The 23,921-nt window shown below is 63.6% G+C and carries 19 protein-coding genes and 1 riboswitch; of the genes, 13 read left to right on the top strand and 6 right to left on the bottom strand.

Annotated elements, in window-relative coordinates; all coding sequences use genetic code 11:
* Positions 1-32 precede the first annotated feature (32 nt).
* Positions 33-1,961: an LTA synthase family protein gene (locus MUO32_RS11495; protein ID WP_257948424.1), complete on the bottom strand. Its 1,929-nt coding sequence runs from the start codon at positions 1,959-1,961 to the stop codon at positions 33-35.
* Positions 1,962-2,247: 286 nt separating this feature from the next.
* On the opposite strand from MUO32_RS11495, the gene MUO32_RS11490 reads away from it, so the two are divergent.
* From MUO32_RS11490 to bluB, 4 genes are all read left to right on the top strand, one after another.
* Positions 2,248-3,927, top strand: coding sequence for an NAD+ synthase (locus tag MUO32_RS11490; RefSeq protein ID WP_257948423.1), 1,680 nt, complete (start codon positions 2,248-2,250; stop codon positions 3,925-3,927).
* Between the two features lie 3 nt (positions 3,928-3,930).
* On the top strand, positions 3,931-4,755 hold the full coding sequence (locus MUO32_RS11485) for a hypothetical protein (protein WP_257948422.1): 825 nt from the start codon (positions 3,931-3,933) through the stop codon (positions 4,753-4,755).
* A 125-nt stretch (positions 4,756-4,880) separates the two neighbouring features.
* The gene (locus MUO32_RS11480) at positions 4,881-6,392 is read left to right on the top strand and encodes a diguanylate cyclase domain-containing protein (RefSeq protein WP_257948421.1); all 1,512 of its coding nucleotides are present in this window, start codon (positions 4,881-4,883) and stop codon (positions 6,390-6,392) included.
* A gap of 96 nt (positions 6,393-6,488) precedes the next feature.
* A riboswitch (cobalamin riboswitch) is annotated at positions 6,489-6,712 on the top strand.
* A gap of 44 nt (positions 6,713-6,756) precedes the next feature.
* Positions 6,757-7,443 carry a 5,6-dimethylbenzimidazole synthase gene (gene bluB / locus MUO32_RS11475; protein WP_257948420.1) on the top strand — a complete coding sequence of 229 codons (687 nt, stop codon included), beginning with the start codon at positions 6,757-6,759 and terminating at the stop codon, positions 7,441-7,443.
* Positions 7,444-7,448: 5 nt separating this feature from the next.
* Here bluB and MUO32_RS11470 read toward each other — a convergent pair whose 3' ends face one another.
* On the bottom strand, positions 7,449-8,549 hold the full coding sequence (locus tag MUO32_RS11470) for a DUF2865 domain-containing protein (RefSeq protein ID WP_257948419.1): 1,101 nt from the start codon (positions 8,547-8,549) through the stop codon (positions 7,449-7,451).
* 288 nt (positions 8,550-8,837) lie between these two features.
* On the opposite strand from MUO32_RS11470, the gene MUO32_RS11465 reads away from it, so the two are divergent.
* The gene (locus MUO32_RS11465; protein ID WP_257948418.1) at positions 8,838-9,881 is read left to right on the top strand and encodes a phytanoyl-CoA dioxygenase family protein; all 1,044 of its coding nucleotides are present in this window, start codon (positions 8,838-8,840) and stop codon (positions 9,879-9,881) included.
* Positions 9,882-10,035: 154 nt separating this feature from the next.
* Positions 10,036-11,619 carry an ABC-F family ATP-binding cassette domain-containing protein gene (locus MUO32_RS11460; protein WP_257948416.1) on the top strand — a complete coding sequence of 528 codons (1,584 nt, stop codon included), beginning with the start codon at positions 10,036-10,038 and terminating at the stop codon, positions 11,617-11,619.
* A gap of 35 nt (positions 11,620-11,654) precedes the next feature.
* On the opposite strand, the gene MUO32_RS11455 is transcribed toward MUO32_RS11460, so the two are convergent.
* Entirely contained in the window at positions 11,655-12,362 is a 708-nt protein-coding gene (locus MUO32_RS11455) for a glutathione S-transferase family protein (RefSeq protein WP_257948415.1), read from the bottom strand.
* Positions 12,363-12,472: 110 nt separating this feature from the next.
* On the opposite strand from MUO32_RS11455, the gene MUO32_RS11450 reads away from it, so the two are divergent.
* Complete coding sequence (locus tag MUO32_RS11450) at positions 12,473-12,835, top strand: helix-turn-helix domain-containing protein (protein WP_257948414.1); 363 nt, start codon at positions 12,473-12,475, stop codon at positions 12,833-12,835.
* A gap of 15 nt (positions 12,836-12,850) precedes the next feature.
* Here MUO32_RS11450 and MUO32_RS11445 read toward each other — a convergent pair whose 3' ends face one another.
* Positions 12,851-15,163 (bottom strand): NADP-dependent malic enzyme, encoded by a 2,313-nt coding sequence (locus tag MUO32_RS11445; protein WP_257948413.1) that lies wholly within the window; start codon positions 15,161-15,163, stop codon positions 12,851-12,853.
* Positions 15,164-15,399: 236 nt separating this feature from the next.
* Here MUO32_RS11445 and MUO32_RS11440 point away from each other — a divergent pair, with 236 nt between their 5' ends.
* On the top strand, positions 15,400-16,236 hold the full coding sequence (locus MUO32_RS11440) for a UDP-2,3-diacylglucosamine diphosphatase (RefSeq protein ID WP_257948412.1): 837 nt from the start codon (positions 15,400-15,402) through the stop codon (positions 16,234-16,236).
* 111 nt (positions 16,237-16,347) lie between these two features.
* A complete protein-coding gene (locus MUO32_RS11435; RefSeq protein ID WP_257948411.1) occupies positions 16,348-17,565 on the top strand; it encodes an MFS transporter in 1,218 nt (405 codons plus the stop codon).
* On the opposite strand, the gene dgcA is transcribed toward MUO32_RS11435, so the two are convergent.
* Entirely contained in the window at positions 17,535-18,518 is a 984-nt protein-coding gene (gene dgcA / locus MUO32_RS11430; protein ID WP_257948410.1) for an N-acetyl-D-Glu racemase DgcA, read from the bottom strand. The genes MUO32_RS11435 and dgcA overlap by 31 nt on opposite strands.
* 71 nt (positions 18,519-18,589) lie before the next feature.
* On the opposite strand from dgcA, the gene MUO32_RS11425 reads away from it, so the two are divergent.
* The 4 genes from MUO32_RS11425 to MUO32_RS11410 all read left to right on the top strand — a co-directional run bounded on the left by MUO32_RS11425 (position 18,590) and on the right by MUO32_RS11410 (position 22,781).
* Positions 18,590-19,807 (top strand): ABC transporter permease, encoded by a 1,218-nt coding sequence (locus tag MUO32_RS11425; protein ID WP_257948408.1) that lies wholly within the window; start codon positions 18,590-18,592, stop codon positions 19,805-19,807.
* An 8-nt stretch (positions 19,808-19,815) separates the two neighbouring features.
* Positions 19,816-20,601 (top strand): ABC transporter ATP-binding protein, encoded by a 786-nt coding sequence (locus tag MUO32_RS11420; RefSeq protein WP_257948407.1) that lies wholly within the window; start codon positions 19,816-19,818, stop codon positions 20,599-20,601.
* A 63-nt stretch (positions 20,602-20,664) separates the two neighbouring features.
* Positions 20,665-22,035, top strand: coding sequence for an MlaD family protein (locus MUO32_RS11415; RefSeq protein WP_257948406.1), 1,371 nt, complete (start codon positions 20,665-20,667; stop codon positions 22,033-22,035).
* Positions 22,036-22,163: 128 nt separating this feature from the next.
* Positions 22,164-22,781, top strand: coding sequence for an ABC-type transport auxiliary lipoprotein family protein (locus MUO32_RS11410; RefSeq protein ID WP_257948405.1), 618 nt, complete (start codon positions 22,164-22,166; stop codon positions 22,779-22,781).
* Between the two features lie 59 nt (positions 22,782-22,840).
* On the opposite strand, the gene MUO32_RS11405 is transcribed toward MUO32_RS11410, so the two are convergent.
* Complete coding sequence (locus MUO32_RS11405; RefSeq protein ID WP_257948404.1) at positions 22,841-23,812, bottom strand: Tim44 domain-containing protein; 972 nt, start codon at positions 23,810-23,812, stop codon at positions 22,841-22,843.
* Between the last annotated feature and the right edge of the window lie 109 nt (positions 23,813-23,921).

Below are 23,921 nucleotides of genomic sequence, written 5' to 3'. Positions count from 1 at the left end.
GGAGCCCCAGCCTAGCGTTGTTTCAGGTGAAATCAGTAGCCCGCGCTCATCAGCTCCGCGTGGGAGTTGAAGAAACGCTCGAGACCGTACTGCTTGCCGAACATGATGTCGTGCTGCAGGAAGCGGAAGTCACGCACCAGCGGATCGACCGTCTTCTTGCGGGCCCAGTCCGGCGTGCCGTTGCCCTTGGCGTCAATCAGCATGTAGCGGTCGATGACGCGCAGCTTGTCATGCACGGCGCCGAGGAAGCCCGTGTAGTAGGGGTGCTCGAAGCCGGCTTCCTTGAGGATGTAGTAGGAGAGGAAGGCCGGGCTGATCGTGCCGACATCCTTTTCCGCACCCGTCTTGTTCGACCAGATGACGAGCGGGGTTTCGTGCTCCTTCTTCATCTGCTCGGTCGAGCCCTTGCGCGCGGCGGTGATGCCCTTCATGTAGCCGGAATTCTGGTAGACCGTGTTGAGCGGCGGCAAGTGGTCGCCGAAGACCACGATGATCGTCTCGCGGTCGCGGTTTTTCGCCCAGTCCATCAGCATCTTCAGGCTCTGGTCGGCTTCCTTCACGCCCTGCGCGTAGCTTGCCAGCATGCGGTTGTCGCGCGCGTCCAGCTTGCCCTCGGGAGTGATGTCCGTCTTCGTGTAGCGGCCGTCGTCATATGGACCATGGCCCTGCAGCGTGACGGTGAAGAAGAAGAACGGATCTTCCTGCATGTCTGCCTGACGGATGATCTCCTTGGTCAAGGCTTCGTCGGAGGTGAAGTTGCCGCGCTTGGCGAGCGGCGGCATCTTGTCGACGTCCTTGAAGGTCTCGAAGCCGAAGGCCTTGTAGACGCTTGAACGGTTCCAGAACCAGCCGGAGAAGGGGTGGATGGCGCGCGCCGTGTAGCCTTCCGCGCGGAAGAACGTCGCCAGCGAGGGGATCGGCTTGCGGATATATTGCTGGTAGGGAATGCTGCCGGTCGGCAGGAAAGCGTTGGAGAAGCCCGTCAGCGCCTCGAATTCGATATTGGCCGTCAGCCCCCCGAATTCCGGCGAGAAGACGTGGCCGCCCTGGCTTTCCCGGATGACCGGCATCGGGTCCTGCGAGAGCTTGACGCTGTCGATGCGCGTGGGATCCCACAGCGATTCACTCATCACGACGATCACGTCGGGCTTGGAGCGATGCGTGGTGCCGAAGGGAAGCGGCTTGGAGGGGATCTTGTCGATGGCATCGACCATGTAGCCGCCCGGCGCCTGAACATTGGCCATGGGCAGATTGATGGCAAACGCCATGACGAAGCCGTTGTGGCGATAGTTTTCCGCCTGGTCCCACATGATCGGGAAGACCTTCAACCGGTCGCGGACCCAGGAGAACTCGTTGTAGTCCATGATGGAGGCGAAGCCGGCCAAGAGCGGCAGCGCGATGGCGAGGCGTGCAAGACGCTCCTTGCGCGTCAGCGGCCGGAAACGGCGCCAGGCGAAGACCCAGAGGCTGACGAGGCCGACGACGGCGGCGACGATGGCGACGGCGAGGCCTGCGGCCGTCCACGGACGATCCTGCACGAGGACAGGCATCAGTTCCATGATCTGGCGGCCGAAGAGCAGGTCCGTCGGATAGAGCGGGTCGGTCAGGAAGACCTGCTTCTGCTGCGAGATGACGCCCATCAGCACGACGAGCGGCGCGACGAACAGCACGCCCTTGTGCTGGCGGCCGATCAGCGCGTCGAGCGCGAGATAGGTGAGGAAGAAGACCCCGGTGGTGGTCCAGGCCGGCTGCTCAAGATTGGTGAAATAGATCCAGGTCTGCTCGATCGAACCGCGTGTAATGAGTTCGATGACGACAACGGTCAGGAGCGCCAGCAGGCCGGAAACGGCAAGCGAGCGCAGGACGGCGAATGCCTTCGCACGGCGCGCGAAGGAACCTGCCTCGACGGCACCTCCTTCGGTGGTTTCGATCGCCACGGCTGCGGAATTAAACAGGGCCAAGGCCGTCTCCAAACTTCATGAAACTTTCGTGTATCTGTCATACGGACGTCATCTTGAACAGGAGATGAACGGTTTCTGCAACGTTCTCCCCGTGCTTTGGTTCCGCCTGTTGCTTTGCGGCAATGGTGCCGAGAACCCACTGAAAAGCAGGGGGTTGGCGCGAAAGCGCATGCAATCGTCAGGCTTTTCATTCCCAAAGCGCTTGTCATGCTCTAAACAGCTTCTCGACCGTTCGAGAGTGCGGCCTCCGCAGGATCGGACACCATGCAAAGACGGGTCCGCAGACATGACTTCCGAGATTGAAAAGGCGACGCTTCGCATCGCCGTCGCGCAATTGAACCCTATTGTCGGCGACATCACCGGCAACCTCGCCAAGGCGCGTGCCGCCCGCGAGGATGCTGCGCGACAGGGCGCCGATCTGCTGCTGCTCACGGAACTCTTCATCTCCGGCTATCCGCCGGAGGATCTGGTGCTGAAGCCCGCTTTCCTGAAGGCCTGCCGCCGCGCCGTCGACGATCTAGCCGCCGACACCGCAAACGGCGGCCCCGGCGTCATCATCGGCTTTCCCCGGCAGGACGAGACGGGCCGCTTCAACGCCGTCGCGGTCATCGACGCGGGCAAGGTTATCGCCGTCAGAGACAAGGTGGACCTGCCGAACTACGGCGAGTTCGATGAAAAGCGCGTCTTCGATCAGGGCGCGATGCCCGGCCCGGTCAATTTCCGGGGCGTGCGGCTCGGCATTCCGATCTGCGAGGATATCTGGGGCGAACTGGGGGTCTGCGAGACGCTGGCCGAAAGCGGCGCGGAAATCCTGCTCTCGCCGAACGGCTCGCCTTACTATCGCGGCAAGGTCGATATCCGCCATCAGGTCGTGCTGAAGCAGGTCATCGAGACCGGCCTGCCGCTGCTCTATGCCAACCAGCTCGGCGGCCAGGACGAACTGGTCTTCGACGGCGCGAGCTTCGCCTTCAATGCCGACAAGGCGCTCGCCTTCCAGATGAGCCAGTTCGAGGAGACGATCGCGCTCGTCACCTTCAAGAAAGAGGACGGTGGCTGGGTCTGCGATGGCGGGCCGATGTCGCGCATTCCCGAGAAGGAGGAGGCGGATTACCGCGCCTGCCTGCTCGGCTTCCGCGACTATGTCAACAAGAACGGCTTCAAGAATGTCGTGCTCGGCCTGTCCGGCGGCATCGACTCGGCCATCTGCGCGGCCATCGCCGTCGATGCGCTGGGCGAGGAGCGGGTGCGCTGCATCATGCTGCCCTATCGCTATACGTCGAAAGACTCGCTCAAGGACGCCGCCGACTGCGCCAGGCTGCTCGGTTGCCGCTACGACACCGTGCCGATCGAAGCGCCGGTTGCCGGTTTTCTCTCCGCGCTTTCCGAGACGTTCGAGGGGACGGAAGAGGGCATCACCGAAGAAAACCTGCAGAGCCGCACGCGGGGCACCATCCTGATGGCGATCTCCAACAAGTTCGGCTCGATGGTCGTCACGACGGGCAACAAGTCCGAAATGTCGGTGGGCTATGCGACGCTCTACGGCGACATGAACGGCGGCTTCAACCCGATCAAGGACCTCTACAAGATGCAGGTCTACGCACTCTCCAGCTGGCGCAACACCCACCTGCCACCGGGCGCGCTCGGTCCGACCGGCGAGGTGATCCCGAAGAACATCATCGACAAGGCGCCCTCGGCCGAGCTTCGTCCCAACCAGACCGACCAGGATTCGCTTCCACCCTATCCCGTTCTCGACGACATCCTCGAATGCCTCGTCGAAATGGAGATGAGCACGGAGGAGATCGTCGCGCGCGGCCATGACGTAAAGACGGTGCACCGCATCGAGCACCTGCTCTACATCGCCGAATACAAGCGCCGCCAGTCGGCGCCCGGCGTGAAGATCACCAAGAAAAACTTCGGCCGCGACCGCCGCTACCCCATCACCAACCGGTATCGTGACCGGGGATAAACCATGCGCAGCTCCGTCGAAATCCACAACATTGTCACCGGCCGGACGCGTGTCGTCTGGCAGACGGAGAAATTGGTCGAGGCACCGAATTTTTCGCGGGACGGGCGGTTTCTGGTCATCAATGGCGATGGGGTGCTTTACCGACTGGCGCTGGCTGGCGGCGGGCCGGAGCGGATCGATACCGGTTTTGCTGTTCAGTGCAACAACGATCACGGGCTCTCGCCCGACGGTCGCCTGCTCGTTGTCAGCGACAAGGTGGAATTCGGCAAATCGGCGATCTACGTGCTGCCGGCCGAAGGCGGTGCGCCCCGGCTCGTGACGCCGAACCTGCCGTCCTATTGGCATGGCTGGTCGCCGGATGGAGAGACGCTTGCCTATTGCGGTATCCGGGGTGATGCCTTCGATATCTATACCATTCCTGTCGAGGGTGGCGCCGAGCTGCGGTTGACGTTTGGCGAGGGCCGCAATGACGGGCCGGACTATTCTCCTGACGGCGCGTGGATCTATTTCAACTCCAGCCGCACGGGGCTCATGCAAATATGGCGGGTGCGGCCTGACGGTTCGGAGCCGACACGCATCACCGACAGCCCCTATGGCGACTGGTTCCCGCATCCGTCGCCGGATGGAAAACACCTGCTTGTGCTCTCCTATGATGGCGATGTCTTCGATCATCCGCGCGATCTCGACGTGCGGCTGCGGCTCATGGATATGGATGGCGGCAATGCTAGGATTCTGTTCGAGCTTTTCGGTGGGCAAGGCACGATGAACGTGCCGAACTGGTCGCCTGACGGCAGCGAATTCGCCTTCGTGCGCTATGCGCCGGCCTGACCGCAATTTCCTGTGCGTGCAGGTTAAGTATTCGCTCACCAGCCTGTTTAAGCGAATTTTGCGGTCTGTCGGCTAGCCTCTGTTCAACAATGCCCGAAACGGGTGGGGGACAGGCAGGGGTGACGATGGCGGACAAGGCGGAAGACGGTCGAACGGGGCGGCGCCGTAGGGTGAATTTCGCGATCCGTGCCGCAGCTGTGATGATCGTCGGACTTTTCGGCGCGGCAAACTTCTTCGTTCTCGACTATTCCATCGAGCGCGCCGACAGCTTCGTCGCCGAGACCGAGCGCACGCTGGTTCGCAACGAATTCAGCCACCAGATCGACCAGGTGGTGCAGTACCAGAGCCAGCTCTCCTTCTGGGACAAGAGTTTCAACGCGCTTGCTCACGGCATGCCCAACGATGGTTTCGTGCATGACCAGATGCGCGACTGGATGTGGTCCGACTTCGGTTTCTCCTGGATGATCCTGACCTCGCCGGATGGCGAGAAAATTCTCGGTGTGCATCGCGGGGAAAAGGTTTCCGAGCGAAAGGCGCGCGAAAAGTTGCAATGGGTGAGCGATCTTACCCGCCGTGCCGAACGCGCCTACCGTGAGGCGCTGTCGCCTGACCGCGGTGGCTGGCAGGTGGCACGCGCCAAGGAGGATCCGGATCTCCTGACGCCGGCGCTGCCGGAAATCCACGTCTCGGGCATGCGGCTTATCGACCGCGTCATGAGCATCGTCGTCGTGCAGGCGGTCGTTCCGAAATCGCTCTATATTCCCGCAAGCCGGCTGGAGCCGACGCTGCTCATCACCGTCAAGCCGGTCTCGCAAAAGATGTTGTCCAATGCCGAGCAGCGGCTTGGCGTGCACGATCTCGGTTTCACGCCGATCGTCACCGAAGAACCGGGCCTCGTCATGGCGCCTGTCGGCGGCGATGCCTATAATCCGATGGTAGCGTCCTGGCGACCCAATATGCCGGGCACCTTCGTCTGGCAGTCGGCGCTGCCGCAGATCGCCATCTTCGTGCTGGTCTTTGCCGGCGTCATGCTTTTCGTCACCCTGCGCTTCTCGGCGCTGGTCAAGGCGCTGCAGCGAAGCGAGGCGAAAAACGCCTTCCTCGCCCGGCACGATCCCCTGACAGGGCTGAAGAATCGCAGCGGCTTCGATGACGAAGTCCGCCGTACCATCGCCAAAGGTCACGGCAAGCCCTTCGCCGTTCTTGCGCTCGACCTCGACAAGTTCAAGGCCGTCAACGACCGGCACGGTCATGCGGCGGGCGATGTCGTGTTGCAGGCGGTGGCGCGGCGCTTTTCCGAGCGTGTCGGCAAACAGGGGACGGTGGCGCGCCTTGGCGGCGACGAGTTCTCCGTCCTTCTCAACGGTGCTTTTTCCCGCGAAACCCTCGTGGAGCTTGCTGAGGCGCTGGTGCGCGACGCGCAGGTGCCGATCGCCTATGACGGCCAGCTTCTGCTGATCGGCGGGAGTGCGGGCATTGCGCAGTTCCCCGATCACGGCGGCAGCCTGCACGATGTCATGGTCATGGCCGATGCCGCGCTCTATGCCGCCAAGCATGCGGGCCGCAACCGCGCCGTCCATGCCAACGATATCGACGATGGCGTGGTGGCTGAGGCGGGTGCGGCGCGCGCCGCCTGACGGAAATGGCCGCGATGACGTGCACGCCGCGCCTGCCGCGGCGCAATAAGGGCTGTGCGCGGCGTGGGCGGACTTGATCGCGCCGGCAGGCCATGCGCATATCCATCTCAGTCAGGTGCCCGTTCGAGGCGGGAGAATCGGGAAGCCGGTGCGGGTGTCCAAGCCCAGGTCCGGAACGTGCCCAACGCTGTGACGGGGATGGCTCGCGCCGTAAAAGTTTGAATCGATTCAGGCTTTTGCCACTGGTTGTTGAACCGGGAAGGCAGGCGCGGACCGTGTGAACCGAAGTCAGAAGACCGGCCTGGCGAGATAGACCGAACCGCGCGGACGGCGGCAGGTTGTACGCATTGTTGGGGAGAAGACGATGCGAACAGAACTCTCGGACGACCTCGTCCGGGCCGGCGCTTTCCCGTGCGAGGAAAGACAGGCCGTCTATCGCGCCATCGAAACGCGCCGTGATGTGCGCGACCAGTTCCTGCCGGATCCGTTGCCGCACGATCTTGTCGGTCGCCTGCTTCAGGCCGCCCACAGCGCGCCTTCCGTCGGCTTCATGCAACCGTGGAACTTCCTGCTGGTGCGCAGCGAGGCAACACGGCGTGCCGTGCATGGCGCTTTCCTCAAGGCCAATGCCGAGGCCGCCGATATGTTTACCGGCGAACGGCAGACGCAATACCGGGCGTTGAAGCTAGAGGGTATCCTGAAGGCGCCGCTGTCGATTTGCGTGACCTGCGATCCCACGCGTGGCGGCGCCGTGGTGCTGGGCCGAACGCACAATCCGCGCATGGATGTCTATTCCACAGTCTGTGCCGTGCAGAACCTCTGGCTTGCTGCCCGCGCGGAAGGCGTCGGCGTCGGCTGGGTCAGCATTTTCCACGACGACGATGTCAGGGAAATTCTCGGCATTCCCCAACATGTGGAAATCGTCGCCTGGCTCTGTGTCGGCTTCGTCGACCAACTCTACGCCGAGCCGGAGCTTGCGGTGAAAGGCTGGCGGCAGCGCCTGCCGCTGGAGGAGCTTGTATTCGAAGAACGCTGGCCGGAAACGCTATAGCGTCGTCAGTTGACGCCGGCATCGGCCGGGCGGCCGAGATCGATGGCGGACTCGTTTTCCGGCAGGAAGGCGGGGCCGACGGTGCGCACCTTGTTGTGGGTGGGATCGTAGACGCGATCCTCGATCTTCGCAGGTGTTTTCATCGTTTCCTGCTTGTGCGGCAGGGTGGTGATCGTCGTGACGGAGCCGGTTTCCGGGAGACCGCCGTCCGCCGTGCTCGCCGTGTCGCCCTTCATGGCCTTCTGGCGTTTGATCATCTCCTGATAGTAGGCGGAGAGATTGCAGCCGCACGCGCCGGGCTTCGAGAGGTCGCGGGTGCGGTAGCCGAAGGCGTGTTCGAGATCGCGGTAGGGTCGGCCGGTGACGGTCGAGGTCATCTGCTCGGTTTCCTGGCCCGGCGTCATCGACTGGTAGAAGAGCTGCGTCTCGGTCTGCGGGCACATCATCGCGCAGACCTTCTGGTCGCGGCGGAAATCGAGTGGCGTGGCTCCGGAGGAAATGGGAAAGAAACCGCCGTCACATGTACGCACGCAGACGGTACGCAGGTTCCCATGGCCGGAACTGCCGCCGAGCGAGCGCAGTTGCAGCCGCTCGCCATCCTCGGGCATCGTGCCGAGCGGCAGGGTGCGCGTATCATCCTGCAAGGTGCGCAAGGTCTCGGTCGCCGCAATCGGCATCACCTTCGCCTCGTCGTTGCAGCCGTTCGTTTCCAGCGATGCGAGCAGGCGGTTGCGCGACCCTTGCGAGGATGTGCCGCCGGCAAATTCGCGGCGCTTGCGATCGAGGATATAGAGATTGCGCTCCATCTTGCTGACGACTGCGTCCAGCGTATCGCAGGCCGCTTCGTTCTCGCCGCCGAAGACGGTGATGCTGCCACTGGAGCAACCGAGACGGCGCTGATCGCTCTTGGCCTTGCGCAGCTGGATATTCTGGCGGGCGATGGCGCCGGCATATTTTCGGGCGCTCGCCGTATCGACGAGCACTCGGGGAAGGTTCGCCAGTTCCGCCTGAATCCGTTCGCAGACGTCCGACGCTGCAGCACCGCCCGAAATGAGCAGCGGCAGGCTGGTCGCGATGGCGAGCAGAAGGCGGAAGCGTCCTTTCACGTCCTGAAATCCCATGGTTGAGCGTGGAAGACGGTCGGATGTGGCCGTTTTTCGATCTCTATCATAAGCCACGGGGCGCGCGGTGCAACGCGCTCCCAAATTTGTGATTAACGGGCGGGGATATAATATGAATTCTTCAGTCATCTTTGCTTGCGACATGCAATTGATCTCGCAGGGGGCTTGGTGTAGCACTCTCGGCAAATACAACAGCCGGTTATGGCACGGGTCGCCCGTTCGGCGGCAGGATCATCCCGCAGGCAGGTGACTATGAAGATATCGTCAGTCTTGTTGAGCCCTCTCTACGCGCTCCAGCTCGCTTCGGGCGCAAAATCCTTTGCCGACAATCCTGTTATCGGCAGCAAGTGGCTCAACAAGAAGGGCCTGCATGAAAAGCGCGTCTCGCTGGCCATGCGCATGGCCGCCTGGCGTCGCAAGAAGCTGGAAAACCTCGTCGCGCCGGACCACCGTCGGCAATATGCCGAAACCGGCTTCGTGAAGATCGAGAACTTTCTGTCACCCGAGGTTTTCGAGGCCGTCACGCGGGAACTCGCCGAACGCGATTTCGAACGCCATGACATGAAGCAGGGGACGACGGTCACGCGGCGCGCGATCATAGACGACAGCGACCTCGAAAGCCTGCCCGGCTTCAAGGCCGCGCGCAACGACCCGCGCCTCACCAATCTCTTGCGTTATGTCTCTTCCCACGATGGCCAGCCGCTGCTCGTCGTGCAGATCGTCATGGCGCTGCCGTCGGTCGTCTCCGCAGGCTCGACCGATCCACAGACGGCGCTACACAGCGATACGTTCCAGCCGACGGCGAAGGCCTGGCTGTTCCTGCGCGATGTCGGCGAAGAGGATGGCCCGTTCGCCTACGTGCCGGGATCGCACGAAATGACGCCGCAACGCCTCGCCTGGGAGCGCGGCATCAGCGAGAACGCCGATGCGCTGGAGAACATCTATTCCGCCCGCGGCTCGCTGCGCATCATGCCGGATGAGCTTGGCGCGCTTGGTTACAGCCAGCCGGTGAAGATGACCGTGAAGGCCAACACGCTCGTCGTTGCAGATACGCATGGTTTCCATGCCCGCAGCCCGAGCTACAAGACGACAACGCGCATCGAGATCTACGGATCGCTCCGCCGCAACCCGTTCCTGCCTTTCACCGGCCTTCATATCGCGTCGCTGCCCTTCATCGCATCCGGCATGAACCGCTGGATCATCTCGGGCATGCGTCTGCGCAGCAAGCTTGGCATCAAGGGATCGCCCTGGCGGGATGCAGGCCTCGGCAAGGCTGAGGAATGGTCCAAGCGCCTCGACAAGCCGCCCGTGGCCTAAGCTCTTCGTTCTGCCTGACCGGCCGCTTGCTCTTGCAAGGCCGCCGGTCGGGCTCTACATATCCTTCCGTCGTCAACACCGACCGGATGGTGCAGCATGGATTTCAACCCGATCACAAATCGACTTCGTTTTGTCCTCGGGGAATTCCGTATCCATGCCTTCCATCACCCTCTCCAAGATTTCGTGGTCCACGCCTGACGGCCACGCGCTTCTTTCCAATCTCGATGTGAGCTTCGGCCGCGAACGCGCCGGCCTTGTCGGCCGCAACGGCGTCGGCAAGACAACGCTGCTCAAGCTGACGACGGGCGATCTCCAGCCACTTACCGGTACCATTTCTGTCGATGGCACCATCGGCGTGCTGCGCCAGAGCGTGCAGGTCGGTCCGCAGGAAACCGTCGCCAGCCTTTTCGGCATCGAAGAGGCGCTCGACCTGCTGCGCCGCGCCGAACGCGGGGAGGCGGATGCCGCGGCGCTGGCGCAGGCCGACTGGACACTTGAAGCGCGCCTCGCCGTCGCCCTGGCCCGCGTCGGGCTGGAGGCATTTGCCGAGACGCGTCTGGTGACTCTATCCGGTGGACAGCGCACGCGCGCGGCGCTGGCGGCGCTTCTGTTTAGCGCACCGGATTTCCTGCTGCTCGACGAGCCCACGAACAACCTCGACCGGGACGGCAGGCAGGCCGTGATCGACATGCTCGCGGGTTGGCGGGCCGGCGCAGTGGTCGTCAGCCATGATCGTGAATTGCTGGAAACGATGGATGCCATCGTCGAACTGACATCGCTTGGCGCCACGCGCTACGGCGGCAACTGGAGTGCCTACCGCGCACGCAAGGCGCTGGAGCTGGCGGCCGCGCAGCACGACCTTTCCCATGCGGAAAAACAGGCCGCTGAAGTGTCACGCACCATTCAGGTGGTTGCGGAGCGGAAGGCGCGCAAGGACGGTGCCGGCCGCAGGAAAAAGGCACGCGGCGACATACCGCGCATCATGCTGGGTGCCATGAAGGAGCGCAGCGAGCTGACGAGCGGGGCGAATGCGCGGCTGGCCGAAAGCCGGCAGGCACAGGCGGTCGAGGCGGTTGCGACTGCGCGCGAACGCATCGAAATTCTCCAACCGCTGACCGTCAGCCTACCCTCCACGCATCTGGCGGCCGGGAAGACGGTGCTGAAGATCGATGCCGTGACGGCTGGCTATGTGCCGGAACGGCCGGTTCTTCGCGATCTTTCCGTTGTGATCACGGGGCCGGAGCGCCTCGCGGTGACGGGGCCGAACGGCTCCGGCAAGACGACCTTGCTCGCGCTCGTGACGGGACAGGTGCAGCCGTCACAAGGCAGCGTACGCGTCTTCACGGACTTCGCGGTGCTCGACCAGCGTGTCAGCCTGCTGGATGCCGGTCTCTCGATCCGAGATAACTTCCGCCGTCTCAATCCGGAGGCCAACGAGAACGCCTGCCGGGCGGCGCTGGCGCGCTTCATGTTCCGGGCCGATGCGGCCTTGCAGGGTGGCGGAAGTCTCAGTGGCGGACAATTGCTGCGGGCCGGGCTTGCCTGCGTGCTTGGCGGCGAGACGCCGCCGCCGCTGCTCATCCTCGATGAGCCGACCAACCATCTCGACATCGATTCCATCGAGGCCGTGGAAGCGGGGCTTCGGGCCTATGACGGCGCGCTGCTCGTCGTCAGCCACGACGAGGCCTTCCTGCAGGCGATCGGCATCACGCGCCGGCTGGAACTGACGGTGGCGTAGGAGGGAAAGGCCGGGCTGATCCCGGCCTTTCTACATCAGGCGCGACCGAAACGCTCGATGACCTCGGCGAGCGGTACATGCCCCATGAAGGCGCCGGAGCCGTCCGGGGTCTCGCCGCTTTCGAGCGCGGTGGCGAAACGCACGGCCGGGTCCGCTTCCAGCCGGCGGCGGACCGCCGCGATGCGCGGCCAGCGCTCGGCTGGCGCGACCTCGTGATAGTCGAGCCAGCGGGCGACGCCGATCAGGACGCTGTCGGCGAGCGTCGGGCGTTCGCCGACGAGGTAGGGCGTGGCGCCGAGCATGGCCTCCAGCTTGTCGTGCCGCTCGATGACGGCCTCCCGACCCCATGTGCGCAGCGACTGCTGCAGGATCGGGTCCGGCGTTTCCATTTCAAGCGCCGACCACAGCGGAGAAAACGCGCCGGTGAAGCCGGTGTTGATATAGGCCATGAGCTGGACCATGCGATCGGCTTCGGCCGATTGAGGGTCGAAGCTGATACGCCGTTGCGTGTCGCGGGCGGTAAACCACTGCGCGATTGCCATGGTTTCGATGATCACCCGGCCGTCGTCGGTGACGAGCGCCGGTGTCTCGTGGCGGGCGTTGAGCCGGGCATAGGATGCGTCGCGCATCTCGCCCAGCATGTCGACGCGGCACAGCCGATAGGGCTTTCCCAGCCATTCCAGCGCGGCCACAAGGCCCATGGAGCTTCCGGCGGGGAAGCCATAAATGAGGATCGGTTCCAATGGTGTTCTCCGTGATTTCTGTTGACCACGCTGCGCAGCGACACTGGACCTAGGCCTTGCCCGCCCCCATGTAAATTACGCACATTTTTGTCACCAGACCGGAGCCCGCCATGAAGGATCTCGTTTCCCGTTGCCCGATCGAGGAGGTCATGCAGGTCCTGGGCGGACGCTGGCCGACGCTTTTGATCTACTACCTGAAGGACGGGACGAAGCGGTTCAGCGATCTTCGCCGTGACAATCCGACGGTGTCGCATCGCATCCTGACACTCGAGCTGCGCAAGCTGGAAAAGGCGGGCATCGTCGCGCGGACGGTCTTCGATGGCTATCCGCTGCGGGTCGAATACGATCTCACGCCAGCGGGGCTCAGCCTGATGCCGCTGGTGGATGCGCTGGGCGACTGGTGGGAGGCGCACGATGCCGATCGTACCGCCCCGCAAACGAAAACGGCCGCCGAGGCGGCGGCCGTTTTGTAAGGCGATCCTTGCCAATCAGGCCGGATAGGATGCTTCCACGACGGCGAGTGCGGCCATGTTGACCACACCGCGCGAGGTCGCGGATGGCGACAGGATGTGGGCGGGCAGGGCGGCGCCGAGCAGGATGGGGCCGACATGCAGGCTGTCCGTCATCGTCTTGACGACGCCGAGCGTGATGTTGGCAGCGTCGAGATTCGGGAAGACCAGCAGGTTGGCTTCGCCCGTCAGCGTCGAGTTCGGCATGACGCGCTGGCGCAACGCCTCGGAAATCGCGGCATCGCCGTGCATTTCACCGTCGGCTTCGAGGTCGGGATCCTGTTCGCGCACCAGTTCCATCGCCCGGCGCATCTTGAGGGCGCTGTCCGAATCGCGTGAACCGAAGTTCGAATGGGAGACCAGCGCTGCGCGCGGCGTGATGCCGAAGCGGCGGATTTCCTGCGCAGCCATGATGGTCATCTCGGCCACTTCCTCGGCCGTCGGCTCCATCGTGACATAGGTATCGGTGAAGAAGGTCGCGCCGCGCTGCGAGATCAGCAGGCTGAGGCCGGAGAAATCGAGCACGCCCGGTCGCTTGCCGATGATCTGGCTGACATCGCGAAGATGCCGCGCATAGCGGCCCTCGATGCCGCAGATCATGGCATCCGCTTCGCCGCGCTTGACGGAGAGGGCTGCGATGACCGTCTGGTTGGTGCGCACGATGGTGCGGGCGGCTTCCGGATTGACGCCCTTGCGGCCGACGAGGCGGATATAGTCCTCGACATAGTCGCGGTAGCGCGGATCGTCCTCCGGGTTGACCACCTCGAAATCGACATTCGGGCGTACGCGCAGGCCGTAGCGCTTGAGGCGCGTCTCGATGATCTGCGGACGGCCGATGAGGATCGGCTTTGCGGTATTCTCCTCCAGCAGCACCTGGGCGGCGCGCAGCACGCGCTCGTCCTCGCCCTCAGCAAAGATCACGCGCTTCTTCTCGGCCTTTTTCGCTGCGGCAAAGATCGGCTTCATGATGAAGCCGGAACGCCAGACGAAGCGGTTGAGCTGATCGAGATAGGCATCGAAGTCGGTGATCGGGCGGGTGGCCACGCCGGTTTCGGCGGCCGCACGGGCGACGGCCGGCGCGATGCGCAGGATCAGGCGCTGGTCGAAGGGCGAGGGGATCAGGTAGTTCGGACCAAAGCTCGGCGTGTCGCCGGAATAGGCACGGGCGGCGACGTCCGACACTTCCTCACGGGCGAGTGCCGCGATGGCGCGCACGGCGGCCATCTTCATCTCTTCGTTGATCGTGCGCGCGCCGCAATCGAGCGCGCCGCGGAAGATGTAGGGGAAGCACAGGACGTTGTTGACCTGGTTTGGGAAGTCCGAGCGGCCGGTGCAGATCATCGCGTCCGGGCGCACCGCGCGGGCCTCTTCCGGCATGATTTCCGGCGTCGGGTTGGCGAGCGCCATGATCAACGGCTTTTCGGCCATGCGGGTAAGCAGTTCGGGCTTCAGAACGCCCGCGGCAGACAGGCCGAGGAAGACGTCGGCGCCGTCGATGCTTTCGGACAGCGCGCGCTTGTCGGTCTTCTGCGCATAGATGGCCTTCCACTGGTCCATCAGCGCTTCGCGGCCCTTGTAGACGAGGCCTTCGATGTCGTGGACCCAGATGTTCTCCACCTTGGCGCCGAGTACGACGAGCTGGTTGAGGCAGGCGAGGGCCGCCGCACCCGCACCCGACGCGACGATCTTGGCGTCGCCGAGCGCCTTGCCGGCAAGCTCCAGGCCGTTCAGGACGGCGGCTGCGACGATGATGGCCGTGCCGTGCTGGTCGTCGTGGAAAACAGGGATGTCCATCTTCTCGCGCAGCTGGCGCTCGACCTCGAAACATTCCGGGGCCTTGATGTCTTCGAGATTGATGCCGCCGAAGGTCGGCTCCAGCGCGGAGACGACATTGACCATCTCGTCGACGGTCGGTGCGTCGATTTCGATGTCGAAGACGTCGATGCCGGCGAATTTCTTGAAGAGGACGGCCTTGCCTTCCATGACGGGCTTGGAGGCCAGCGGACCGATATTGCCGAGGCCGAGCACGGCGGTGCCGTTCGAGACGACGGCCACGAGATTGGCGCGCGCTGTGTAGTCGGCGGCCGTTTCGGGATTGTCGCGGATGGCGAGGCAGGGAGCCGCGACACCGGGGGAATAGGCGAGGGCGAGGTCGCGCTGGTTGCCGAGCGGCTTGGTGGCGGTGATCTCGAGCTTGCCCGGGCGGGGATGGCGGTGGAAGAAGAGGGCCTGCTGGTCGATGTCGCCACTGACTGGGCCGTTCTGCGTCCTCGGTTTGTCACCCGTGCTCATGATGTTTCCTGCCATATGCTGTTTTGGTTTGCGGCTCCACATGCCACGAAAGCGTCGCCGCGTGAAGTTTCCGGAAACTCCCATAAAGCCGCATTCCGCGCCCTGTGCAATGCCTATTTGCGGACCAAAAATGCATAGGTGTGTCATCAATTTGAAACAGGAGTCTGGTTTTCAACGGGAGGAAAGCCGCCGGTCCCAAACGGAACGCGGCGGCCGGCCACCCGGAGACGAACCGTATGAACCCGACGCCTGCCGACCCCAATGTCCGCCACTTCCGCACGCTCTTCATCTCGGATGTGCATCTGGGATCAAAGGCGGCCAAGGCGGATTTCCTGATCGACTTCCTGCGCCACCACGAGGCCGAGACGATCGTGCTAGTCGGCGATATCGTCGATGGCTGGCGGCTGAAGCGCAACTGGTACTGGCCGCAGTCCTTCAACGACGTCACGCAAAAAATCCTGCGCAAGGCGCGCAAGGGTACGCGCATCATCTATATTCCGGGCAATCACGACGAATTCCTGCGCGATTTCCCAGGGACGCATTTCGGTGGCGTCGAGGTGGCCGAGCGCATGATCCACGAAGCTGCCGACGGCAAGCGCTATCTCGTGCTGCACGGCGACGAGTTCGACGTCGTGGTGCGCCATGCCCGCGTGGTCGCCTATCTCGGCGATTGGGCTTATGATGCCGCCATCGCCATCAACGTCGTCTTCGCCGCCATCCGCCGCCGCCTCGGCCTGCCTTACTGGTCGTTCTCGTCCTGGGCCAAGCAGCAGGTCAAGTCGGCCGTGAATTTCATCGGCGAGTTCCAGAAGGTGGTTGTCGAGGAGGCCCGTCGCAACAATGCCGACGGCGTCATCTGTGGTCATATCCACCATGCCGTCATCACCGAGATCGACGGCATCCGCTACATCAACAGCGGCGACTGGGTGGAAAGCTGCACGGCGATTGCCGAGCACTATGACGGCGAGATGGAACTGATCACCTGGCAGAAGCTGACTGCCGTCCCCGAACCCGTCGCGATCGCAAGCCGCAGCATTGGAGTGGTGGTGGCGACCGGGGCCGAGGCCGCCTGACGCAGAGCGGCGCAGGCCGGAGCGGACAGGACGCAGCTGGCAGAAATAGCGGATTGGCGTACGTACATCGGCGTGCTAGAGCGAGGGCGTTCCAATACAGGTTCCCCGCCCATGACCGCCCCTTCCGGGTTTAACGTGACGTCAGGCGCGCCGCCGTTCTTCGTCGCGCGCATCGCCCTTGTTTTCAGCGCGCCCATGATGGTCAACGGCATTGCCTTGCCGTTCTTTCCGGTCTGGCTCGAAACGCTTTCAATGAGCGATCTCCAGATCGGCATCATTCTGGCCGTGCCGATGTTCGTGCGCGTCTTTACCGCACCTGTGGCCGGCGTCGTTGCCGATCGAATCGGTGAGCGCTCGATCATGCTGGCCTGGTCGGCCGTGCTGTCGCTGCTGACGGCGATTGCCCTCTTTGCGACGGGATCTTTCTGGCCGGTGCTGCTGCTTTACACGCTGCAGGGCGCTGTCTATTCGCCCTATGTGCCGATTACCGAGGCGATCATGCTGTCCGGCGTGCGGCGCTGGAATTTCGACTACGGCAGGATGCGTCTCTGGGGTTCGCTCGCCTTCATCGTCGCGACGATGATCGGCGGATGGCTCGCCGGCCTCTATGGCGGCGCCATGGTACTGCCGGCGATGGCGGTGGGCTTCGTGCTGACCGTGCTCGGCGCGGTGATCGCGCCCCGCGTCGGCAAGCCGCGGCGGCCGTCGCCGATCTCGGCGATTGCAACGCTGCCGACGAAAAACACGCTGCGGCAGGCGGATGTGCAGCTCATGCTGATCGGCGTTGCGCTCGTCAACGCCAGCCACGCCATGCTCTTCGCCTTTTCGGCGATCTACTGGCAGAAGATGGGTTTCAGCGGCGTGGATGTCGGCATCCTCTGGAGTGCCGGCGTCATGGCGGAGGTGGTTTTTTTCCTCTTTGCCGTTCAGCTTCGGCGCCGCTTCAATCTGTGGTCGATGATGATCGTCGGCAGCAGCGTGGCCGTGCTGCGCTGGATCGTCTTTCCAATGGACATGTCTTTTGCCGGCTACTTCGTGCTGCAATGTCTGCACGCCTTCACCTATGCGATCATCCATATGAGCGTGCAGAGCCGGCTGGTGGAACGCGTGGCGGAAGAACAGGAAGCGTCCGCGCAGGGGCTTTACTATTTCTACACCGGCATTTTCACGGCGTTGGCGACCTTCGTCTCCGGTTTCGTCTTCAATTGGTACGGTGTGCAGGGCTTTTACCTGATGTCGTTCATCGCTGCCGCCGGCCTTGCCTGCGTGATCGCCGCCAAGGTCACGGCCTCACGCCTTCAGCCCCAGAGCGTGGCCTCCGGCGGATAGACGGACGAGCCCTCGTAGCGCAGGCCTGGCACCCGGTCGCGGGCCAGCAGCAGCGGACCGTCGAGATCGACGAAATCGGCGCCCTGCGCCAGAAGCACCGCCGGTGCCATGCCGAGCGAGGTGCCGACCATGCAGCCGACCATGACCTTCAGCCCTTGCTCGCGCGCGACTTCGCGCAGCGCCAAGGCCTCCGTCAGGCCGCCGGCCTTGTCGAGCTTGATGTTGATCGCGTCGTAGCGGTCGACAAGCTTCGCCACATCCTGCGTGCGATGCACGCTTTCGTCCGCGCAAACGGGGATGGGCCTGACGTAGCCGGCGAGCGCCGAATCGTTTCCGGCCGGCAGCGGCTGTTCGACGAGCGCGATGCGCGCCTCGGCGCAGACGGCGAAGTGATAGGCGAGATTGTCCGGCGTCCAGCCCTCGTTGGCGTCGAGAATGATGGCGCTGTCAGGCGCACCGGCTCGCACGGCCTTGATGCGGGCGGCATCGTCCGCCGTCCCGACCTTCACCTTGAGCAGGGCGCGGCCGGCATGTTCGACCGCATGGCGCTGCATGGCCTCGGGTTCGCCGAGAGACAGGGTATAGGCTGTGATGAGCTTCTGCGGGGCGACGGTGTTGATGACCTGCCAGGTCGGCACCCCGGAGAGTTTCGCTTCAAGGTCCCAAAGGGCGCAGTCGATGGCGTTACGCGCCGCACCCGCCGGCATGGTACCGGCAAGTTCCTCCCGGCCGATGCCGCCTTCGATGGCGCCGCGCATCTCCTCGATGGCTGCCAGCACGCCGGGCACCGATTCGCCGTAGCGTGCGTAGGGCACGCATTCACCCCTTCCAATGCTGCCGGAGGACTCTATCTCGCACGTTACCACCTCGGCCGTCGTCTTGGCGCCGCGTGAAATCGTGAAAGCCCCGGCAATCGGGAAGGTTTCGGCGGTCGCGCGCAGTCTACGGTGCATGGGGCGGGATCCTGGCTGGCCCCGAAAAATTCGAGGCGGAAACGGGGTTTTGCCGGTTCGTTCGGTGACAGATGGCCGGCGAGCCGATAAGACAGGCGCATGTTGTGCCCCAAGCACGGGAAGATGCAAGAGACTTGACCACAGCCGCCAGCCCCTCAGCCGATATCGTGAGCGAAAACCTGCCGGACGACGGCGGGGAGGTGTGGCGCCTTTCCGGCCACTGGGTGAACACGACCGCGGTCACCGCTGCCAAGCGTCTCGCCGAGATGGCCGGCGCCAAGGGCGGGGCTCTGGAAATCGACCTCAGCGGCGTCTCTGAAATGGACACGGCCGGTGCCTGGCTGGTGCGTCGGGCGATCACGGGCCGGCAGGCCAGTGGCGCGGACGTGCATCTCAGGGACGGTGATGGCGCACGTTATGCCGATCTCATTTCCGCCCTTCCGGAAAAGCTTGCCGAACCGCGCGAAGGCAATGCCCCGCGCTCCACGGTGTTCGAGCGCGTCTTTTCGCCGGTCGGACGCGTCATGGTGGACGCCTGGGAGGACATGGTGGCCGCCATGTTCATCCTCGGTTCGGCGGTGCGCGGCGCGCAGTTGAAGCTCGGCCGCCGGAGCGGGCTTTCGCCGGCGGCGATCGTGCACCAGATCGACCACATGGGCGTGCGCGCCGTGCCGATCATCCTTTTGATGTCGTTCCTCATCGGCGCCATCATCGCCCAGCAGGGCGCCTTCCAGCTGCGCTATTTCGGGGCGGAGGTCTTTGTCGTCGATCTCGTCGGCATCCTGCAGTTGCGTGAAATCGGCGTGCTTCTGACCGCCATCATGATCGCCGGCCGGTCGGGCAGCGCCATCACCGCCGAGATCGGCTCGATGAAGATGCGCGAGGAGATCGACGCGCTGAAGGTCATGGGCCTCAGCCCCGTCGGCGTACTCGTCTTCCCGCGGCTCGTGGCGCTGACCGTCGCGCTGCCGCTCCTGACCATCATCGCCAATTTCGCCGCGCTGTTCGGCGCGGCTTGCGTCGCCTGGGCCTATTCCGGCATCACCTTCGACACGTTCCTCTCGCGCCTGCGCGAGGCGATCGATCTTTCGACCATTGTTTCCGGCATGATCAAGGCACCGTTCATGGCGCTGATCATCGGCATCGTCGCAGCGGTGGAGGGCTTGAAGGTCGGCGGCAGCGCTGAATCGCTCGGGCGTCACGTCACGGCCGCCGTGGTGAAGTCGATCTTCGTCGTCATCCTCGTCGATGGTCTCTTCGCCATGTTCTACGCGGCAATCGATTTCTAGGAACGCGCATGGATCCGGCTTCAGAAAAACAGGACAATGTCGTGCTCTCGGTCAAGGATCTGACCGTGGGCTTCGGCAGCAATGTCGTGCTCGACAGCCTGAACCTCGATATCTATCGCGGTGAGATTCTCGGCTTCGTCGGCGCCTCGGGCACCGGCAAATCCGTTTTGATGCGCACCGTCCTGCGCCTGCTGCCGCGGCGTTCCGGTAACATCCGCATCTTCGGCACGGATTTCGACAAGGCGACGGAAGCCCAGCGGCTGGCGCTCGACATGAAGCTCGGCGTGCTCTTCCAGCACGGCGCCCTGTTCTCCTCGCTGACGGTGAAGGAAAACATCCAGGTACCGATGCGCGAATATCTCGACCTGCCGCAGGCGATGATGGACGAGCTGGCAAAACTGAAGATCGAGCTGGTGGGTCTCGCACCGGAAGCCGCCGACAAATATCCGTCAGAGCTTTCCGGCGGCATGATCAAGCGCGCGGCGCTGGCGCGCGCCCTGGCGCTCGATCCGGCGCTGGTCTTCCTCGACGAGCCGACCTCCGGTCTCGACCCGATCGGCGCGGCCGAATTCGACGACCTGATCGCCAAACTGCGCGACACCCTGGGATTGACCGTGTATATGGTGACTCACGACCTCGACAGCCTGTTTTCGGTCTGCGACCGCATCGCCGTGCTCGGGCAGAAGAAGGTTATGGTCGAAGGCACGATCGAGGACATGCTGGCCTTTGACGATCCATGGGTGCAGTCCTATTTCAAGGGCAAGCGCGCCCGGTCCATCGTCCGGAAGACGTGAACAAAATGTCCGGGAGCCTCGCTGCCCCGGCTGTCGGAATTGCGAAGCGGGATAGCCTGAAGCATGGAAACGAAAGCCAACTACGCCATCGTCGGTTTCTTCACCGTGCTTGTGATGGCCGCCGCTTTCGGCTTTGTCTACTGGATGTCACAGTATGGCCGCGGCGGTGACATGGCGCAGCTCGCCATCCGCATTCCGGGCTCCGCCAACGGCCTCAGCATCGGCTCGCCCGTTCGCTTCAACGGCATTCCGGTCGGTTCCGTGCGAAGCCTTGCCATCGATGCGGCCGATCCTCGCTTTTCCGTCGCCATGACGGAGGTTTCGACCAGTGCTCCAGTTAAAGACTCGACCACTGCCGTCCTGGAGGTGCAGGGGCTTACGGGCGCGGCCTATATCGAATTATCGGGCGGCACCGCGGGCGATCCCAACATCCTCCAGCAGGCCTTCGACACGGAGACGGCCGCCGTGCTCAAGGCCGAGCAGTCGAGCGTCACCAACATCCTGTCGACCGCCGACAAGATCCTGAAACGCGCCGATGCCGCCATCACCGACATCCAGGGCTTTGTCGCCGATGCGCGCGGGCCGCTGACCAAGACGATCAGCAATGCCGAACAGTTTTCCGATTCGCTTGCCCGCAACGGCAAGAATATCGACGAGTTCCTGAAGAGCGTCGGCGGCCTGTCGGAAACCTTCCGCAACCTTTCGGGCCGGCTGGATTCGACGCTCGCTTCGGTCGATGACCTCATCAAGGCCGTCGATCCGAAAAAGGTCGAGGACTTCGTTGGCAATGTCGACAAGATCAGCAAGGATATCGCGGCTGCCTCGGGTGATGTGAAGACGACGGTCGAGGGCTTCCGCAAGACGGCGGAAACCTTCGATACCTTCGGCAAGAACGCCAACGCGGCGCTCGACAAGGTCGACAACCTGATTGCTGCCGTCGATACGCAGAAGGTCAGCGGCGCGATCGACAATATCTCGGTTGCGAGCGCCGATGCCCGCAAGGCGATTGCATCGGTCACGGGCGTCGCCAGCCGTATCGGCGAGCGGCAGGGCGATATCGATCAGATCATCACCGACGTGCAGCAGATGACCAACAAGCTCAACACCGCCTCCACGCGTGTCGATGGCGTGCTCGCCAAGCTCGACGGCTTCCTGGGCGAGGGCGATTCCGAATCGCTCTTTGCCGAGGCCAAGGCCACGCTGCAGTCGATCAAGCAGGCGGCCGATACGCTGAACGGCCGCATCGGCCCGATCGCCGACGGTCTCCAGCGTTTCTCCGGTTCGGGCCTGCGCGATGTCGAGGCGCTTGTTCTCGACACACGCCGGACGATCCAGAACCTCGACAGCGCGATATCAGGCTTCGAGCGTGACCCGCAGCGCCTGCTGTTCGGCGGCGAGACGGTGAAGCAGTATGATGGCCGCACCCGACGTTGAGCGGCAGGTGTGGCGCTATCCCCACAATGGCAGTCCGGATGTTTCGGACGCGAATTTGTCCGGTAGCGCAGCCGTGACAGCGTGCTGTGCCACTGCTAAACGTTGAGTCTGTGGCTTTTGAGGACGAGATGACGGTATCGGGTATGGAGTTGTTGCGGAACGGAACGGCGGCGCGCGCTGCCCTCATCGCCGTTCTGGCGGCAACGCTTGTCGCCTGCGGCACCAAGGCGGCCAAGAACGATACGTTCAGCCTTTCGGCACTAGCCTCCGTGGAAGGCCCGTCGGCCAAGAACCGGCAGATTCTCGTGCCACAGCCGTCAGCGCTGAAAGCGCTCGACGGCGACCAGATCGTCATCCGCCCGTCGCCCTCGGAAATCCAGTATCTCGGCCAGGCGCAGTGGAGCGACAGTCTCAGCAAGATCGTGCAGGCGAAGCTCGTTCAGGCCTTCGAAAACAGCGGCCGCCTCGGTGGTGTCGGCATGCCGGGGCAGGGCCTTGCCATCGACTACCAGATCGTCACCGATATCCGCTCCTTCGAGGTGCAGACATCGGGTGCGGACACGGCGGTCGTGGAAATATCGGCGAAGCTGCTCAACGATCGCAACGGCACGGTTCGGGCGCAGAAAGTGTTTCGCGCAGCAGTGCCGGTCGGGGGCTCCGGTAATCCGGCTTTCGTGAAGGCGCTTGATGCGGCCTTCGCCCGCGTCACCGCTGACATCGTCGGCTGGACGTTGAGCACGATCTAAATCTGAATTTAAGAATTATAGGAAGCGGTGCGCGGCGGAGTCCGCGCACCGTTCTGCATTCAGGCGTTCGCGACGCCCTGGATGGCCGAAACCTTCCACTCGCCGCCGTCGCGGCGCAGGAACGTCCAGATCTCGACGGCCTCGGTGAGATTGTCCGGATCGCCGGAAACGAGGCTGCCGGTCGAACGGTCGCGCATGACGTCGATGCTCTCGTAGCGCATGGCGACGGTCGCGTATTCATCCGTGCCCTCACGCCAGGATTCGGCTACATCGCCCTGCACGAGGTGAACGTCCTTCACCTCGTTCTTCAGGCCCTGGGTCGCGTTGTCACTGAGTTCCTCGGCGATATAGGACATGGCCTCCGGCGTGGTGATCTGGCGCAGCGTGCGGAAGTCTTCGGCCGCATAGGCCGCCTGCAGCTCCTTCAGCAGGCTTTCGAACTGCTCGAGGTCCGCCTGCTGGATGCCGATCTCATCATTGGATTTCGGTTGGGCCGCCGCTTGCCGGGCGCCACCGCCGATGCGCGGGATTTCGAAATCCGAGCCGCCGGTCTGATAGGCGCTGCGCGCCTGGCCGTTGCCGGCATAGGCGGGAGCATTACGCTGCGCGAACATGCGACGGAGGAAGAAGAACAGGCCGGCGATCAGCGCCACCTGCAGGATGAGGCCGAGGAAGCCGATGCCGCCGCCGAGCCCTGAGCCGAGCAGCATGCCGACGAGGCCGCCGAGCATCAGGCCGCCGAGCAGCCTGCCGCCAAAGCCGCCGAAGAGGCCGGGGCGCTGGTTCGTGGCGGTCGTGTTGCGGCCGGCGGAGGGTTGCGCTGATTGCTGGCGCGTCATGGTGCGGTCAATGGGCTGTGCCTCGGTGGGCGAGGTGCGCGTCGTCGAGGGCGTGGTGAACGTTCGCGTGCCGCGGCTGCCGAAACCGCTCCCGGCGCGGCGCGCCTCGGCGACATCCACCACCGTGACGATCGTCATCAGCGCAATCGCCAGCATTGCCAGAATACGCCCAAATCCCTGTATCAAAATCATATTTCGTCTCTCTTCCCCTTGGCACCTTCGAGGTGCGTCGAGACGCATATAGAGGGGGAGAGCGCGGATTATAAGGTTTTGGTGGAGGGAAACGGCATGGACGCCTCAC

This window comes from Shinella sp. CPCC 101442 (assembly GCF_024704725.1).
Lineage (GTDB): Bacteria > Pseudomonadota > Alphaproteobacteria > Rhizobiales > Rhizobiaceae > Shinella.
This window is presented reverse-complemented; position numbering and strand designations above follow the sequence as displayed.

Coding starts and splice junctions, on each gene's coding strand:
- MUO32_RS11490 (WP_257948423.1), top strand. CDS start 2,248: ATGACTTCCGAGATTGAAAAGGCGACGCTTCGCATCGCCGTCGCGCAA.
- MUO32_RS11485 (WP_257948422.1), top strand. CDS start 3,931: ATGCGCAGCTCCGTCGAAATCCACAACATTGTCACCGGCCGGACGCGT.
- MUO32_RS11480 (WP_257948421.1), top strand. CDS start 4,881: ATGGCGGACAAGGCGGAAGACGGTCGAACGGGGCGGCGCCGTAGGGTG.
- bluB (WP_257948420.1), top strand. CDS start 6,757: ATGCGAACAGAACTCTCGGACGACCTCGTCCGGGCCGGCGCTTTCCCG.
- MUO32_RS11460 (WP_257948416.1), top strand. CDS start 10,036: ATGCCTTCCATCACCCTCTCCAAGATTTCGTGGTCCACGCCTGACGGC.
- MUO32_RS11450 (WP_257948414.1), top strand. CDS start 12,473: ATGAAGGATCTCGTTTCCCGTTGCCCGATCGAGGAGGTCATGCAGGTC.
- MUO32_RS11445 (WP_257948413.1), bottom strand. CDS start 15,163: ATGAGCACGGGTGACAAACCGAGGACGCAGAACGGCCCAGTCAGTGGC.
- MUO32_RS11440 (WP_257948412.1), top strand. CDS start 15,400: ATGAACCCGACGCCTGCCGACCCCAATGTCCGCCACTTCCGCACGCTC.
- MUO32_RS11435 (WP_257948411.1), top strand. CDS start 16,348: ATGACCGCCCCTTCCGGGTTTAACGTGACGTCAGGCGCGCCGCCGTTC.
- dgcA (WP_257948410.1), bottom strand. CDS start 18,518: ATGCACCGTAGACTGCGCGCGACCGCCGAAACCTTCCCGATTGCCGGG.
- MUO32_RS11425 (WP_257948408.1), top strand. CDS start 18,590: ATGGCCGGCGAGCCGATAAGACAGGCGCATGTTGTGCCCCAAGCACGG.
- MUO32_RS11420 (WP_257948407.1), top strand. CDS start 19,816: ATGGATCCGGCTTCAGAAAAACAGGACAATGTCGTGCTCTCGGTCAAG.
- MUO32_RS11415 (WP_257948406.1), top strand. CDS start 20,665: ATGGAAACGAAAGCCAACTACGCCATCGTCGGTTTCTTCACCGTGCTT.
- MUO32_RS11410 (WP_257948405.1), top strand. CDS start 22,164: ATGACGGTATCGGGTATGGAGTTGTTGCGGAACGGAACGGCGGCGCGC.
- MUO32_RS11405 (WP_257948404.1), bottom strand. CDS start 23,812: ATGATTTTGATACAGGGATTTGGGCGTATTCTGGCAATGCTGGCGATT.